The following is a 15271-nucleotide window of genomic DNA, read 5'->3' on the forward strand; positions in this document are numbered from 1 at the left end:
AAGTATCAAAATGATCATAATCGATCACTTTATGTCTTTCGCAATCGCACGAATTTGATTACGCAGCAGGTGAAGGCCCGGAAAGGGCCTCGATTCCTTGAGGGGGTGTCCTGATGAAACGTGCCGAATCCATCCGTTTGTCCGCGTCCGTTGCAGCTATCGCGCTGTTCGCGATTGCCAGCCCGGCCATGGCGCAGAATGCGGCTGCCCAGTCCGATGCAGAATCGGCCCCCAGCCGGGAGATCGTCGTGACTGGCGTGTTCAGCGCGAAATCGATCGAAAACGCTCCGATCTCGATTGCCGCGGTCACGGCCGAGGAACTCTCGCAGCAGATCGCCAACAGCTCGGCAGATCTGATCAAGAATGTCCCTGGCGTGTTCGTGAACTCTTCGCTCGGCGAAATCCGCAACGTCGTGTTTTCGCGCGGTGTCTCGGCCAACTCGCTCGATGGCGACGGCGGCTACTACTACGTCTCGATGCAGGAAGACGGTCTGCCGGTCGAACCGGTCACCGTCGGCAACTTCGGACCTGACTATTTCTCGCGTCCCGACATCATGCTCGACCGGCTGGAAGGCCTGCGCGGCGGCACCGCGACGGTCACCGGCAACAACGCACCGGGCGGCATTTTCAACTACATCTCGCGCACCGGAAAATCGCACCCCGGCTTTGAGGTGCAGGGCAAGGTCGGCCTCGAAGGCGACGGCAAGAACCCCTATTACCGCATGGACGCCTATGCCGGCGGCGATCTCGGTAATGGCCTCTACTACGCAATCGGCGGGTTTTACCGGAAGAGCGACGGTTCGCGCGATCCGGGCTATGCACTGAACAAGGGCGGCCAGGTCCGTGCCAACCTGCTGTGGGACTACGGCAACGGTTCGGTCCGGTTCGACGTGAAGTATCTCAACGATCACAACGGCTGGTTCGAGTTCACGCCGGCTTTCGGCTTCGACAATCCCAAGATCGCCAAGGGCTTCACCAACAATTCGTCAGTGCTTCCCCCGTCCAATCCGCACAGCTTCACCAACCCCGACGGTTCGACCGGGTCGTGGGACGGCTCGAATCTCATCCATGCCCGCACCAATTCGTTCGGCATGACGTGGGATCACGAACTGGCCGACGGGATCAAGCTGCAGAACCGCGCTCGCTACAGCGAGAACAAGACCGACTGGAACACCGGCGGCATCATCTTCCCGCTGACGGCCGACGACTTCTTCCTGTCGATCCTGACCGGTACGCTGGGCCTGCCGGGCACGACCACCTACAAGGTGCGCGGAACGAACCAGGTCGCAGCCGAGATCTTCTCGTTCTCGGGCTTTGATCACACCACCGTGACCAACAACCTGCCGAACCAGCACATCCTGCAGAACGGTGTGTTTTCGCAAGCCGCGCTGACGACCAAGCACCGTTCGCGCACGTTCCAGGACCAGCTCACGCTCTCGGCAAGCCTGGGTGACCACTCGCTCGCGGTCGGCGCTTCCTTCGCCCATTCGCGTTACAGGCAGACGAGCGGTTCGGCTGGCATCGGTGTTTCGGGGCTTGAGCCGACGCCGCAAGTCTACGACATCACGCACACCCTGCCGAACGGCACGGTGCTGCAAGTTACGGACCCGGCAGGCTTTGCGGCGCAGGGCGGCGGCATTTTCGACGGCGATGGCGTCAGCGGAACGCAGCGCCAGATCTCGCTGTTTGCAGGCGACGAATGGCAAGTGACCGATCGCCTCTCGATCGATGGCGGCATTCGCTACGAGGACATTCGTTACGACATCACCAACCTGACCATCGGCGGCGCTGCCCCGGTCAATGGCGGCGCTGGCAAGGACGGCAATCCGCTCACGCTGTGGGACAACACCCGCAACACTTATGGCGTACCGACCAACACCAAGCGCAACTTCCATTATCTGAACTACACCGGTGCAGTGAACTATGAGGTCAGCGATAATTTCCAGGCCTATCTGCGCTATACGCGCGGCAAGAAGGCTCCGGATTTCCGCGGCATCGCCGACATTGATTCACCCAGCGAAATCGCCACGCAGTTCCCCGAACCGCAGGTGATCACGCAAGTCGAGCTCGGCCTGAAGTATCGCTCGGCTGGCGTGCGCGTCGGGGTGTTTCCGTTCTATTCGAAGCTGTCGAACGTCGGTTCCACGCAGACCTTCACTGACCAGAACGGCCAGTTCTACACGCCGCCAACGGTTTACGGTCAAATTGAAACCTACGGTGTCGAAATCGACGCTGACGCAGATTTGGGCGATATGCTGAACTTGCGCACCGCGATAACGCTGCAGAACCCCAAGGCTTCGAAGTTCAGCCTCTGGCTGGCCAACAACCCCGGGCCCGCCGACGATACCCTGCAATCCACGCCCAAAGGTGACGCGGACAACAATCCCAAGATCCTGACCCGCACCACCCTTACATTGACGCCGATGGATAGCCTGTCGCTGTTCCTGACGCACAGCTACACCGGCAAGCGTGCGGCCAACCGTGCAATTGCCTGGTACATGCCCGGTTTCCACACGTTCGACTTTGGTGCGGCCTACGAATTCGGCGCGGACAAGCGCTTCAAACTTCAGGCCAACGTCAACAACGTGTTCAACCAGTTCGGGGTCATGTCGTGGGCGCGCGCTGGCGGCTTCCTCAACTCGCTCGACCGGCAGGGCCTGACCAAGGCTGCCGTAGACGCCAACCCGAACCAGTTGCTCAGCATCGTGGCGATCCAGCCGCGTTCGTTCTGGCTGACCGGCACCGTCAAGTTCTGACCTGACGGCTAGTTCCCTCCCGAAAGCCCCGGACGCCGCAGACGTCCGGGGCTTTTTCGTTCAATCGCCTCAAAGCACCTCGAACAGCCCGGCCGCGCCCATGCCGCCACCGACGCACATCGTCACCACGACATGCTTGGCGCCCCGGCGCTTGCCCTCGATCAGCGCATGCATCACACCGCGCGCGCCGGTCATGCCATAAGGGTGGCCAATCGAAATCGCGCCGCCGTCGACGTTGAGCAGGTCGTCAGGAATTCCAAGCTTGTCGCGGCAATAAAGCACCTGCACGGCAAAGGCCTCGTTCAGTTCCCACAGCCCGATGTCGTTCATCTTGAGCCCGAAGCGCTGCAGCAGCTTGGGCACGGCAAAGACCGGGCCGATGCCCATCTCGTCAGGCTCGGTGCCCGCCACCGCCATGCCGACATAGCGGCCCAGCGGCGCAAGCCCGCGCTTGGCAGCAAGCCCCGCTTCCATGATCACCACGGCGGCGGACCCATCGGAAAGCTGGCTCGCGTTGCCCGCAGTCACGATCCCGCCCTCGATCACCGGCTTCAGCGCCTGCAGATTCTCGAGCGTCGTCGAGGGGCGGTTGCCCTCGTCCTTGGTCAGGTGGACGTCCTGAAAGGTGATCTCACCCGTTTCCTTGTTCTGCACACCCATCGAAGAGTGGGTCGCCACGATCTCTTCATCGAACTTGCCTGCGGCCTGTGCAGCGGCGGTGCGCTGCTGCGATTGCAGGGCGTATTGGTCACAGGCCTCGCGGCTGATGCCATAGCGCTGGCCGACGATTTCGGCGGTCTGAAGCATCGGCATGTAGACCGCCTTGTGCATCGCCATCAGGCTCTTGTCGGGCGCAAACCGCATATCCTTGGTCTGGACCAGACTGATCGATTCCTGACCGCCTGCGGCAACCACATCCATCCTGTCGATGATCACCTGCTTGGCAGCAGTGGCGATCGTCATCAGGCCGGACGAACACTGGCGGTCCATGCTCATGCCCGAAGTGGTGATTGGCAGGCCCGCCCGCAGCGCCACCTGCCGGGCGATATTGCCCGCCTGCGCCCCCTGCTGGAGGGCCGCACCCCAAAGTACATCATCGACTTCGGCTGGGTCGATCCCCGCACGGGCGACAGCGGCTTCGAGCGACAGCGCCCCAAGCGTTGCGCCGGGGGTGGCGTTGAATGCGCCCTTGTAGGCACGGCCAATCGGGGTGCGGGCGGCTGATACGATTACTGCGTCACGCATTGTGATGCTCCTTGGAATTGAGGGTGCGGCTCAACCGCCGAATTTCTCGCCTGCAGCAGCCTTGCGCTCGAGCAACGGCGCCACCGGCAATCCGTGCTTCTTCAGCCCGGCCACCACGGTATCCAGGCCGATATGATCGGCCCAGAACATCGGACCGCCGGTCCATGCAGGCCAGCCATAGCCATTGAGCCAGACCGTATCGATGTCGCTCGCGCGCTGTGAAATGCCCTCATCAAGGATGAGCGCGCCTTCGCTGATCATCGGATAGAGCAGGCGCTCGCGGATTTCGTCTTTCCCGATCTCGCGTTGCGGTTTGCCTTCCTTCACGGCAAATTCGGCGATGACAGCCTTCACTTCATCCGAAGGGGTACGCTGGCGGCTCTCGTCGTAGTCGTAGAAGCCCTTCTTGGTCTTCTGGCCCCAGCGGCCCTTGGCGCAGAGCGCATCGCGCACCGATTCAATGCGTGCCGGATCGCGGTGCCAACCGATATCGAGACCGGCGAGATCGGCCATCTGCCACGGCCCCATCGGGAAGCCGAACTCGAGCAGCGCCTCGTCCACGTCCCAGTAGTTCGCGCCTTCCATGATCAGCGCATGGGCCTGTGCCTGACGCGGAGACAGCATGCGGTTGCCGATGAAGCCGTGGCACACGCCCGAGACCACCGGCACCTTTCCGATCTTCACTGAAAGCGCCATGACCGTGGCTAGCTGTGCCTTGCCGGTCGCCTTGCCGCGCACCACTTCGAGCAGCTTCATCACGTTGGCAGGCGAGAAGAAGTGCATTCCCAGAACCGCTTCGGGACGGTTGGTTGCCGCCGCGATTTCGTCGATGTCCAGATAGCTCGTGTTTGACGCAAGGATCGCACCGGGCTTGGCCACCTTGTCGAGCTTGCCGAAAACGTCCTTCTTCACGTCCATGCTCTCATAGACCGCTTCGATGATCAGATCGGCTTCGGCCAGCGCGGCGAAGTCCAGCGTCGGCGTCAGACGCGCCATCGCGGCCTGTGCGTCGGCGGCGTCCATCTTGCCGCGCTTGACGGTGTTCTCGTAGTTCTTGCCCATCGTGGCTACGCCCCGGTCGAGCGCTTCCTGCGTCATTTCGACGATGGTCACGGGAATCCCCGCGCTCAGGAAATTCATCGTGATGCCGCCGCCCATCGTGCCCGCGCCGATCACGCCAACGCGATTGATCGGCAGCAGTGCGGTGTCGGCGGGAATGTCGTCCACGCTCGCGGCCAACTTTCGCGCGGCGTCGATGTGCTCTTTTGCGCCGGAAATGGGGTCAGACATCGGTTCTCTCCTGCAAGGTTGGTCAGGCGCGGCTCTCGCTGAGCGCGCTGTAGATCAGCGTCTTCAACTGACGCCGGATGGGGTAGATGAACGAGGGGTAGAGCTGGGTCATGAACACCATGTGGAGCTTTTCCACCGGGTCCACGAAGAATGCGGTCGAGAACACGCCGCCCCAGTAGAATTCGCCCGCGGATCCCGGCACCAGCGCGCGCACGGGGTCGATTGTCACGCCAAAGCCGAGCCCGAAGCCTGCGCCGGCGTTATAGGCCTCGCTGAACAGGGACTTCGACATTTGGGTAAGGTCGGCACCGCCGGGAAGGTGGTTTGCGGTCATCAATTGCAGCGTCTTGGGGCTGAGAATGCGCGCTCCATCTGCCGCGCCCCCGTTCACCAGCATCCGGCAAAAGCGGTGGTAGTCAGCCGTCGTTGACAGCAATCCCCCGCCGCCGCTTTCGAAGCGCGGCAAGCGGCGCGTGCTCGACTTCTCCGCCGGATCGAACAGTTCGGGCGCCTCGCCCGGCTTGTAGGCCCAGGCATCCGCCAGGCGGTGCGCCTTGTCCTCGGGGCAGTGGAAGCCGGTATCGCTCATCCCCAGCGGCGCGAAGATGCGCGTGGCCAGAAACGCGCCAAGGCTCATGCCCGAAAGCCGCGCCACGATCACGCCCAGGACGTCGGTAGCGACCGAATAGTTCCATCCCTGTCCAGGGGCGAACTCCAGCGGCAGCTTGGCCAGTTCACCAATGAAATGATCGTTGCCGGGCAGGCTGGCATGGCCATCGAGCCGGCCCTTGCGGTAGGCCGCATCAAGATTGGTGCGGTTTTGCAGGCCATATGTCAGGCCGGACATATGCGTCAGCAGATCGACCATACGCATCATCCCGGCAGGTCGCGCTGGGAGGAAGTCCACCTCGCCGCCGCCGCCAGCGTAAACGCCAAGCCCTGCAAATTCGGGCAAAACCCTCGTCACCGGATCGTCGAGCGCAACTTTGCCTTCCTCGACCAGCATCATGAACGCCACCGATGTCAGCGGTTTGGTCATCGAGGCGATCCGGAAGATCGTGTCGCCCGCCATCGGCGTCCCATCGGCACGCGCAACGCCTGCCGTGTGCCGATAAACCGCCTCGCCATCGCGCGCGACCAGCACATCGACGCCCGGCAGGCGGCCCGTCGCAATATACGTCTCGTCCAGCCAGGCGCTAACGCGGTCAAGCCGGGCGGCATCGAAGCCACGCGCTTCGGGATCAGCCAGATGCATCAGATCGTCTCCCATCACCCGAATATCGCCACGCTCTGCAGCCCGCGCATCACTTCCACCCCATCGGCATTCCACATCCGCAGCGTTTCGCTGCTGAAGCCGTCCGCCATATGGTTCGAAGATGTCTCGAGCAGCCACCACCCTTCGCGGGTGGTAGGCGCATCGCCCAGCACGGTCAGCGACCAGTTGATCGAACTGATCGGCCCCTGCCGCTCCATCATCCGGATCGATCCCGGGGGAAGCGCATCGCCGATCAGGACCAGTTCGCCGATGGGATCAAGCCCGGCCCGGTCCCTGATCCTCACCCAGCGGCGCAGCGTGCCCGGCGGGACGCCCCCCTCGGGCTCTGCCCGGCGAATATCGAGATTGCGCACGAAGTGCAGCCCTTCGGGCGATCCGACCTCATCCATGTCTTCGTAAGGCAGGAAGCCCTCGCATCTGCCGGGCGCAACGCTTCCGTTGGAAGGTCGCGCGCTGCCGAACAGCCACAGCCCGCGATGGGCGAGCGCGCCTTCGAAATGTATGTCGGTCTGGATCTGGCTGACGCTTTTGCCCTGACGCAGTACGCTGACGGTAATGTCCAGGTCCGTACCAATCGGCGCGATGAACCCGATCTGCGCCCCCCGGAGTGGCGGCAGGTCCGGCATGGCCCTGCGTGCGGCGGCATAGGCGAGGAACGAGGATGCGCCGCCATACATCGTGCGGCCCTGCAGCCAGCCGTCTACACCCCGCAGCTCGTACCTTTCGCCGACGCGACGCATGTCTGCCGCGATCTGCCCGATTGCGGGAAACGTCTGCTGATGCGTGGTGGTGTCGCCTGGCAATATCCTCTCCTCGCGCGTTGCCGCGACTCTGCAGAAGATAGTGCTAGGCCAAGTTTACGTTAAGGGAAAGGGCGTGAAACCTACGAGAATCAGCGCTTTCATGGCTTACGCTACGGCACGCTGGTCTTGGACCATGCAAAAAATTTTCAGTGAACGCTTTCACCGCTCGCGCGGCGCACCACCGGCGCGGAAGCCGCGCGCATTGCGAACAGCACCAGCAGGACATAGCACGCGGCCGGCACGATGAACGAGGTGACGAAGCTGGTTGCGTCGGTCACCGCGCCCGCAATCGCCGGGATCGCCGCGCCGCCGATGATGCCGGTGCAGAGCAGACCTGAGGTCGCTTCCTCGCTGGCGGTCGATCGTTCGAGCGTCAGCGTGAAGATCACCGGGAACATGATCGAGTTGAACAGGCCGATCGCCAGCGCCACATAGCCCGCCGAAACGCCGCCAACGATCAGCACATAGGCGCACATCGCTGCAGCAATCGCGGCAAACAGCGCCATCAGGCGCGCCGCCGGGAAGCGTGCGAGCAGCACGGTACCGATCGCGCGGCCAACCATCGCGCCGCCCCAGTAGAACGAGACGGCCTTGCCTGCTTGCTCGAGGCTTACGCCCCAGATGTCCGGCGTGTTGAGGAACAGCGCCATCTGCGTGCCGATGGCGACTTCCGCGCCGACATAGATGAAGATCGCGGCGGCACCCAGTACGGCCCAGCGCGACGAGAAAGCCTCGGACAGCAGCGCACCAATGCCCCCCGTGGCGCGGGCAGGCGGAGCAGCGGAGGCAATGCGCTTGCGGTTGATGAAGAAGAACACCAGCAGCAACACCAGCAGCCCGCAAATCCAGAAATAGGCGCGGTCGATCCCGGCCAGTGCGGCGTCGCGCACCTCGGCGGTGAGCGCGGTGCCGTCTGTCACTTCCACGCCCTTGAGGAACAGCGACGCTCCCAGTGCCGGTCCAAGGAACGTGCCGAACGAGTTGAACGTCTGTGACAGCGTCAGGCGGAAGTGGCTGCCCTCGGGCTTGCCCAGCGCGGCGGCGAGCGGGTTGGCCGCCACCTGCAGCACGGTGATCCCGGTCGCCAGCAGGAACAGGCCTGCCAGCACCAGCGGATAGGACGCAGCGTTGGCAGCGCCCAGCATGACAAGACAGGCCACAGCCATCGTTGCGAGCGCGAGCAGGATCGCCGGAACCGCGCGCAACCGTCCGATGATCGCGGCGGCAGGGAAGCTCATCACGCCATAGGCTATGAAAAACGCGCCCGCCGAAAGCTGCGCCTCAAGCGTGGACAAGGTGAAGATGCCCTTCACCGCCGCCACCAGCGGATCGATCAGCGAGGTGATGAACCCCCAGGCAAAGAACAGCACGGTAACGGCAGCAAAGGCCGCTTTCTGCGAACCGGCGGCTGATGGGTTGGTCGACACGGGGGCGCTCTCCTCACCGGCCACTCACCGGGCCGTAACCCCCTGTCTAGCGCCGCTTGTCAGCGATGTCATGCCCTCGCGCGCGCATAGCTATTCGCTTGTGCGCGTCAGCCCTGGAGAATGGCGGCAGGAAGCTCGCGCCGCAGCTTGTCGATCAGCAATTGCACCTTTGGCAGCAGGTGGCGGCGCTGCGGATAGACTGCCCAGATCGGATCGTCATCGGGCCGGAAAGTGTGGAGCACTTCGGTCAATTGCCCCTCGGCAATCGCCCGGTTCACATAGAACGCGGGCAACTGGCACAGCCCCATCCCGGCCAGCGCCGCTTCGAACACCGCCGCGCCGCTGTTGCAGCGCCAGCGCCCACGCGGTCGCAGCGAGCGCGGTTCGCCGTCCACGCGAAAGCGCCAGACGTCGGAAGTGGCGAGCAGGCATTCATGGCGTTCCAGATCGTCAACCACCAGCGGGACACCGCGCTGATCGAGATATGCCGGAGAGGCGCAAGTGACGATGCCGCGCGTGGCCACTTGCGTGCGGATCAGGCGGCTGTCGGGCAGGGTGCCGGTACGGATGGCAAGGTCAAACCCTTCGGACACGAGTTCGACCACGCGGTTGGTCAGGTCGAGATCGACCGAAAGCTTGGGATAGGCCTGCACATAGCCGCGCACGATTCTCGCAATGAAGCGCTCGCCCAGCGCGGTCGGGCAGGTGATGCGCAGTTGCCCCTGAGGCTCGCCCTGCAGGTCAAGCATCGCAATCGCTTCGTCGCGCTCGGCAATCAGACGGCGGAACTGGTCGACCAGCGTGCGCCCGGTATCGGTCAGGCTGACCGCGCGCGTGGTGCGATGGAAGAACTGCGCGCCAAGGCTGTGCTCAAGTCGTGCCACTGCGCGGCTGACATGCGAGGTGGAGGTGCCGAGCCGCTTGGCTGCGCCCACGAAAGTGCCCGTATCGGCCACCGCAACCACCTCGTCGAACCCGTCCCAGCGATTGCTCATTATTCTCGTCTTGCAACAGTGTTTCGCGTAATGCGCAATTTAACAGATTCGTTGCAACTATGCTATCGCGCCGCCAATTGAAAGGGAGACCCTGTAAATGAAGACCCGCGCCGCAGTCGCCTTTGCCCCCAAGCAGCCGCTCGAGATCGTCGAGCTTGACCTCGAAGGCCCCAAGTTCGGCGAAGTTCTGGTCGAGATCATGGCCACGGGCGTGTGCCATACCGACGCCTACACGCTCGACGGCTTCGACAGCGAAGGCATCTTCCCGAGCGTTCTTGGCCATGAAGGCGCGGGCATCGTGCGCGAGGTCGGCCCCGGCGTCACCTCCGTCAAGCCGGGCGATCACGTGATCCCGCTCTACACGCCGGAATGCCGTCAGTGTAAGTCGTGCCTCTCTGGCAAGACCAACCTGTGTACCGCGATCCGCGCCACGCAGGGCAAGGGCCTGATGCCCGATGGCACTTCGCGCTTCAGCTACAAGGGCGAGACCATCTTCCACTACATGGGCTGCAGCACTTTCTCGAACTTCACGGTCCTGCCCGAAATCGCGGTTGCCAAGATCCGTGAAGACGCCCCGTTCCAGTCGTCGTGCTATATCGGCTGCGGCGTCACCACGGGCGTTGGCGCAGTGATCAACACCGCCAAGGTGCAGGTCGGCGATAATGTCGTGATTTTCGGCCTCGGCGGCATCGGCCTCAACGTGCTGCAGGGCGCGCGGATGGCGGGCGCGAACAAGATCATCGGCGTCGATATCAACCCCGACCGCGAGGAATGGGGCCGCAAGTTCGGCATGACCGACTTCCTCAACAGCAAGGGCCTCAGCCGCGAGGAAACCGTCGCCAAGATCGTCGAACTGACCGATGGCGGCGCGGACTATACCTTCGACGCCACGGGCAACACCGAAGTGATGCGCACCGCGCTTGAAGCCTGCCACCGCGGCTGGGGCACCAGCATCATCATCGGCGTGGCCGAAGCGGGCAAGGAAATCAGCACCCGCCCGTTCCAGCTCGTCACGGGCCGCAACTGGCGCGGCACCGCGTTCGGCGGGGCCAAGGGCCGCACCGACGTGCCCAAGATCGTCGATATGTACATGACCGGCAAGATCGAGATCGACCCGATGATCACCCACGTCATGGGCCTCGAGGAGATCAACACCGCATTCGACCTGATGCATGCAGGCAAGTCGATCCGCTCGGTCGTGGTGTTCTGAGAAGCACGCTGTTGCGATGACGAAAAGAGCCGGTCGGACAAAGCGTTCGGCCGGCTCTTTTCGTGTCACATCGCCGAAATACCGCCGTCGAGCTTCAGCTCAGCCCCGGTCATGAAGCGGCTCTCGTCGCTGGCGAGGTAGAGGACGCCCGCCGCGATGTCATCGGGCACGCCGACGCGGCCTAGCGGGATCTGGCGGGCAAGCTTGCCCATGACCACGGCCTTATCAAGGCCCGCATTGGCGCTGATGCCGTCGAGGATTGGTGTGTCCACGAAGGTCGGGTGGACCGAATTGCAGCGGATGTCCCAGCCGCGTTTGGCGCAATAGAGTGCAACCGATTTCGACAGCATCCACACCGCCGCCTTGCTGGCGTTGTAGCCGGGCATGGTGTCGGACGCGATCAGCCCGGCGATCGAACTGATGTTGACGATCGAGGCGGGCTGGTTGTCGCGCAGCAAGGGCAGGGCCTTCTGGCAGCCGAGGAAAACACTGTCGACGTTGATGGCAAAGCCGCGATGCCATTCCTCCAGCGTGCAAGTCTCGATATTGCCGCGCACGCCCACGCCCGCGTTGTTTACCAGCACGGAAAGGCCGCCCATTTTCTCGGCGGCGAGCGCGATAGCCCTGTCCCAGTCGTCGGGGCTGGTCACATCGTGGCGCATAGCAAACGCGGTGCCACGCCCGAGTTCGGCATCAATCGCTTCGGCGGTTCCTTTGGCACCATCGCCGTTGATGTCGGTCAGCAGAACCTGTGCGCCTTCGCGGGCGAGCATCCACGCATGCGCCGCGCCAAGCCCCTGCGCCGCGCCTGTAACAAGCGCCTTCTTGCCCTGAACTCTGCCCATCTTGACGCTCTCCTGCTTTCCGTTTGCGTTAACGAAGCAAGTTGGGAGCGACCACGCAAGTCTTGGAAAGATCAGCCCATGATGCCAGGCGACAGCAGCAGCAGCATCCGCGTATCGATGGCATAGCCCTCGGTGCGCTTGGCCGCGAGGAAGTGTTCGATTTCCGTAAGGGCAATCCGGTGCACGGTGATGCCTTCACCTTCCACGCCGCCGCCTGCGGAAACTTTTTCCAGATCGTGCGCGCGGAACAGCGTGTAGGCCTCGGTGACCATGCCGGGCGAGGAATGGAACTCGCCGAGCGATTCGACCCGGCCCGGACGGTAGCCGGTCTCTTCCTCAAGCTCGCGCGCGGCAGCCACCGCTGCGTCCTCGTTTTCCGCGCCCGCCTCGTCGCCGATCAGCCCGGCGGGCAGTTCGATACATGGACGGCCCAAGGGCACGCGGAACTGTTCGACCAGGATCACATGGCCATCATCGATCGCCAGGATCACCGCCGCCTTTATATTGCGGTTACGCCCGACATATTCCCACCGCCCGCGCGTCTTGGCGACGATGTAGCGGCCCTCCCAGCGGATCTGCTCAGGGTGGTCGCGGTACTCTTCCTCAAGGCTCATACTTCGATCAACCTGTCCGGCAATTCGTTGACGTCATCGTCGCTGCGCGGGAAATGCTCGGTCAGCACTTTGCCAACTTCGGCCACGGCAGCGGCCATGCCTTGCGCCATCTGGCCCTGCCGCAGCGGGTCCAGCATCGCCTTCATCGCAATCCCCCACGTCTCGGGCGAAACCTTGGAGGCGATGGCCGCATCGGCGATGATCTCGGCGCGATGTTCGGCCAAGCTGAGGTAGATCAGCACCCCGGTCCGGCCCGACGTGCGACTTTCCGCGCCGACACGGAAGCAGGTGAGAGCCCGCTCGCGCACTCGGCCATTGCGCACCCGGCGCGGAGTGAGCCAGCGCCCGAGCGGCGTGAACCGCATCAGCAGATACATTCCGCCGAACTTGAGCGCAGCGACGGTCAGCGCGAGGCCGAGCACCGCGCGCGGGCTCCATTCGTGCGCCCATAGCCCAAGCAAACGCTCGACCAGTTCGAGATAGAACAACGGTGCGATTTCCAGCGCGCAGAGCGCCGCGAAAGCTACGAGCGCGGACCAGACCAGCGCAACATCGTGGTAGGAATCCGAACGCGGCGTCACGATCGTCACGATTTCGCCGGCGCTCTGCGCTTCTGCCGCCGCAACCGCATCGGATACCAGCTTGTGGTCGGCCTCGCTCATCGTGGGTTTTGCCATCACCAATCCCCCGAAGCGCCGCCGCCACCGAAGTCGCCGCCACCAAATCCGCCAAAGCCGCCGCCCGAGTCAGAGCCTCCGCCGCCGCCCCAGCCACTGCCGCCCGAATGGCGGTTGTCCGACGCTGCCCGCGCAAGCTCGCTCAGGCCCCACAGCACGATGCCGGGATCGATCCCGCTGCGACGTTGGGCAAAGCCCTGCTTGCGCCTGCCGAACACGAACATGAAGAATACGATCATCACGACCCAGAAGATCGCTCCGGCGAATGACGATCCGCCGCTCGAAGACGTTTCGCGCTGCGCCGCGGCAGCAGCTTCGGCAACCGCCTTGGCATCGGCCGGGTCGCGGTTCAGCTGGGTCAGGATCTGGTCGATCCCGGCGTTGATGCCGCCGGGATAGTCGCCCGCCTTGAAGCGCGGCGTGATTGCGCCCGAAATGATCCGCCCGGCCAGCACGTCGGGCAGGTATTCCTCCAGCCCGTAACCGACCTCTATGCGGACCTTGCGCTCGTTAGGGGCAACCAGCAGGATCAGACCCTGATCGGTCGACTTCCCGCCAACGCCCCACAGGTGGCCGAGTTGCGTCCCGTAAGTGTCGATCTCCTGCCCATCGAGCGAGGCAACCGTCGCCACCACCACTGCCCGCCCGGTCTGGGCATTGTAGGCTGACAGCTTCTGGCCTAGCGCGGCTTCCTCGGCATCAGGAATGATATTGGCCTGATCGAGCACCGGGCCTGCAGGCTTGGCAGGCATGGCCGCCTGCGCCGCTCCTGCGATCAGCAGGAACAGCACGGCGACAACTTGCCAGAAGGCTCGCGCCAAAGCCCCTTGGGGGCGGGTCATGTTACTTGCCCGAAGCTGCGGGAGCAGGCGCGGTCATGTCGAAGTTCACCGTCGGCGCAGCCTCCGAACCGGCGGCGGCCTTGAACGGCACCATCGGCTTCGCACCGTGGATCAGCTTCGCGCCGATGGCATCGGGGAAAGTGCGGATCGTGGTGTTGTAGGCCTGCACAGCCTCGTTGTAGCGCGTACGGCTCGTGTTGATGCGGTTCTCGGTACCCTCAAGCTGCACCATCAGGTCGGCGAAACGCGCCTGGCTCTGCAGCTGCGGATAGTTCTCCACCACCGTTCGCAGCTGGCCCAGTGCCTGGGTCAACTGATTCTGCGCGCTCTGGAATTTCTCGAATTCGGCGGGGTTCGAAAGATCGTCGGTCGTGATGTTGATCGACGTGGCGCGCGCGCGGGCGTCGGTCACGTTGGTGAGGATCTGGGTTTCCGATGCCGCCGCGCCCTTCGCCGTAGCGACAAGGTTGGGGATCAGGTCGGCGCGGCGCTGGTACGAACTTTCAACGTCTGCCCAGCGGGCCTTGGCCTCTTCCTCGGCCGCGGGGACCGAATTTATGCCGCAGGCCGAAAGGCTGGCAGCAGCGACAGTGGCGAAAGCGATCTGCGAAAAGCGCGAAGCGGCCATCTTGCATCTATCCCCTTTGATGGACCGCACGCGCGGTCCGACATGCGCAAGAGATAGCGCACAGGGGGCGCACTTCAAGAGTGGGACCGATATGCAACCGATTGAGGCTTGTGACGCCCCGTCCTCGGTGGCAACGATGGACGCGGGTCTATGGTTAACGATAGCAAGGGGATTGTCATGGGAATGATTGGCGAATTCAAGGAGTTCATCTCGCGCGGAAACGTGCTCGATCTGGCCGTGGGTGTGATCATCGGCGCGGCGTTCGGCAAAGTTGTCACCTCGCTTACCGAAAGCGTGATCATGCCGGTCGTCGGGTTCGTCTCGGGCGGCAAGGATTTCACCAACATGTTCATCCAGCTTGGCGATCTCCCGGCTGACTTCAAGGGCGATGCTACCAGCTATGCCGATCTCAAGACGGCAGGCGTGGCGATGATCGGCTATGGCGATTTCATCACCCAGATCGTCAACTTCGTGATCCTTGCCTTCGTCGTGTTCCTGATCGTCAAAGGCGCAAACAAGGTCATGGCCAAGCCTGCGCCAGAAGCCCCTGCGGCTCCTGCCGGTCCAAGCGAAGTCGAACTTCTCGCCGAAATCCGCGATGCACTGCGGGCGAAGGGCTGAAGTTCTTCCCGAATATGACGATGCAATGAGGGCTGGAGCAAT

Annotated in this window: 13 protein-coding genes and 1 pseudogene; 3 read left to right on the forward strand and 11 right to left on the reverse strand. The window is 63.4% G+C overall.

Annotated features, from left to right (window positions below):
• Positions 1–113: 113 nt before the first annotated feature.
• Positions 114–2756, forward strand: coding sequence for a TonB-dependent receptor domain-containing protein (locus RM192_RS04270; protein ID WP_311506339.1), 2643 nt, complete (start codon positions 114–116; stop codon positions 2754–2756).
• Between the two features lie 69 nt (positions 2757–2825).
• Here the strand turns inward: RM192_RS04270 and RM192_RS04275 are convergent, their stop codons facing one another.
• The 6 genes and pseudogenes from RM192_RS04275 to RM192_RS04300 all read right to left on the reverse strand — a co-directional run bounded on the left by RM192_RS04275 (position 2826) and on the right by RM192_RS04300 (position 9792).
• Entirely contained in the window at positions 2826–4001 is a 1176-nt protein-coding gene (locus tag RM192_RS04275; RefSeq protein WP_311506340.1) for an acetyl-CoA C-acyltransferase, read from the reverse strand.
• Between the two features lie 30 nt (positions 4002–4031).
• Positions 4032–5276: pseudogene (locus RM192_RS04280) on the reverse strand (3-hydroxyacyl-CoA dehydrogenase NAD-binding domain-containing protein); the annotation flags it as partial.
• A gap of 37 nt (positions 5277–5313) precedes the next feature.
• Complete coding sequence (locus RM192_RS04285; protein WP_311508561.1) at positions 5314–6546, reverse strand: serine hydrolase; 1233 nt, start codon at positions 6544–6546, stop codon at positions 5314–5316.
• 14 nt (positions 6547–6560) lie between these two features.
• A complete protein-coding gene (locus tag RM192_RS04290) occupies positions 6561–7370 on the reverse strand; it encodes a thioesterase family protein (protein WP_311506341.1) in 810 nt (269 codons plus the stop codon).
• A 146-nt stretch (positions 7371–7516) separates the two neighbouring features.
• Entirely contained in the window at positions 7517–8797 is a 1281-nt protein-coding gene (gluP, locus tag RM192_RS04295; RefSeq protein WP_311506342.1) for a glucose/galactose MFS transporter, read from the reverse strand.
• Between the two features lie 107 nt (positions 8798–8904).
• A complete protein-coding gene (locus RM192_RS04300; RefSeq protein ID WP_311506343.1) occupies positions 8905–9792 on the reverse strand; it encodes a LysR family transcriptional regulator in 888 nt (295 codons plus the stop codon).
• A 97-nt stretch (positions 9793–9889) separates the two neighbouring features.
• Here RM192_RS04300 and RM192_RS04305 point away from each other — a divergent pair, with 97 nt between their 5' ends.
• Entirely contained in the window at positions 9890–11002 is a 1113-nt protein-coding gene (locus RM192_RS04305) for an S-(hydroxymethyl)glutathione dehydrogenase/class III alcohol dehydrogenase (RefSeq protein WP_311506344.1), read from the forward strand.
• Between the two features lie 65 nt (positions 11003–11067).
• Here RM192_RS04305 and RM192_RS04310 read toward each other — a convergent pair whose 3' ends face one another.
• From RM192_RS04310 to RM192_RS04330, 5 genes are all read right to left on the reverse strand, one after another.
• The gene (locus RM192_RS04310; protein WP_311506345.1) at positions 11068–11847 is read right to left on the reverse strand and encodes an SDR family oxidoreductase; all 780 of its coding nucleotides are present in this window, start codon (positions 11845–11847) and stop codon (positions 11068–11070) included.
• A 71-nt stretch (positions 11848–11918) separates the two neighbouring features.
• On the reverse strand, positions 11919–12461 hold the full coding sequence (locus tag RM192_RS04315; RefSeq protein WP_311506346.1) for an NUDIX hydrolase: 543 nt from the start codon (positions 12459–12461) through the stop codon (positions 11919–11921).
• A complete protein-coding gene (locus tag RM192_RS04320; RefSeq protein WP_311506347.1) occupies positions 12458–13138 on the reverse strand; it encodes a hypothetical protein in 681 nt (226 codons plus the stop codon). Before RM192_RS04320 ends, RM192_RS04315 begins: the two co-directional genes overlap by 4 nt.
• Positions 13138–13980 carry a TPM domain-containing protein gene (locus tag RM192_RS04325; protein WP_311506348.1) on the reverse strand — a complete coding sequence of 281 codons (843 nt, stop codon included), beginning with the start codon at positions 13978–13980 and terminating at the stop codon, positions 13138–13140. The genes RM192_RS04320 and RM192_RS04325 overlap by 1 nt, the downstream gene beginning before the upstream one ends.
• Before the next feature lies 1 nt (position 13981).
• On the reverse strand, positions 13982–14608 hold the full coding sequence (locus tag RM192_RS04330; RefSeq protein ID WP_311506349.1) for a LemA family protein: 627 nt from the start codon (positions 14606–14608) through the stop codon (positions 13982–13984).
• Between the two features lie 177 nt (positions 14609–14785).
• On the opposite strand from RM192_RS04330, the gene mscL reads away from it, so the two are divergent.
• On the forward strand, positions 14786–15229 hold the full coding sequence (gene mscL / locus RM192_RS04335; protein WP_311506350.1) for a large conductance mechanosensitive channel protein MscL: 444 nt from the start codon (positions 14786–14788) through the stop codon (positions 15227–15229).
• The last annotated feature ends 42 nt before the right edge of the window (positions 15230–15271 follow it).

This window comes from Novosphingobium sp. MMS21-SN21R (assembly GCF_031846015.1).
Taxonomy (GTDB): domain Bacteria; phylum Pseudomonadota; class Alphaproteobacteria; order Sphingomonadales; family Sphingomonadaceae; genus Novosphingobium.

Bases quoted from the DNA above. Each gene is read 5' to 3' on its own strand.
- RM192_RS04270 (WP_311506339.1), top strand. From the start codon at position 114: ATGAAACGTGCCGAATCCATCCGTTTGTCCGCGTCCGTTGCAGCTATC.
- RM192_RS04275 (WP_311506340.1), bottom strand. From the start codon at position 4,001: ATGCGTGACGCAGTAATCGTATCAGCCGCCCGCACCCCGATTGGCCGT.
- RM192_RS04285 (WP_311508561.1), bottom strand. From the start codon at position 6,546: ATGCATCTGGCTGATCCCGAAGCGCGTGGCTTCGATGCCGCCCGGCTT.
- RM192_RS04300 (WP_311506343.1), bottom strand. From the start codon at position 9,792: ATGAGCAATCGCTGGGACGGGTTCGACGAGGTGGTTGCGGTGGCCGAT.
- RM192_RS04305 (WP_311506344.1), top strand. From the start codon at position 9,890: ATGAAGACCCGCGCCGCAGTCGCCTTTGCCCCCAAGCAGCCGCTCGAG.
- RM192_RS04310 (WP_311506345.1), bottom strand. From the start codon at position 11,847: ATGGGCAGAGTTCAGGGCAAGAAGGCGCTTGTTACAGGCGCGGCGCAG.
- RM192_RS04315 (WP_311506346.1), bottom strand. From the start codon at position 12,461: ATGAGCCTTGAGGAAGAGTACCGCGACCACCCTGAGCAGATCCGCTGG.
- RM192_RS04320 (WP_311506347.1), bottom strand. From the start codon at position 13,138: ATGGCAAAACCCACGATGAGCGAGGCCGACCACAAGCTGGTATCCGAT.
- RM192_RS04325 (WP_311506348.1), bottom strand. From the start codon at position 13,980: ATGACCCGCCCCCAAGGGGCTTTGGCGCGAGCCTTCTGGCAAGTTGTC.
- RM192_RS04330 (WP_311506349.1), bottom strand. From the start codon at position 14,608: ATGGCCGCTTCGCGCTTTTCGCAGATCGCTTTCGCCACTGTCGCTGCT.
- mscL (WP_311506350.1), top strand. From the start codon at position 14,786: ATGGGAATGATTGGCGAATTCAAGGAGTTCATCTCGCGCGGAAACGTG.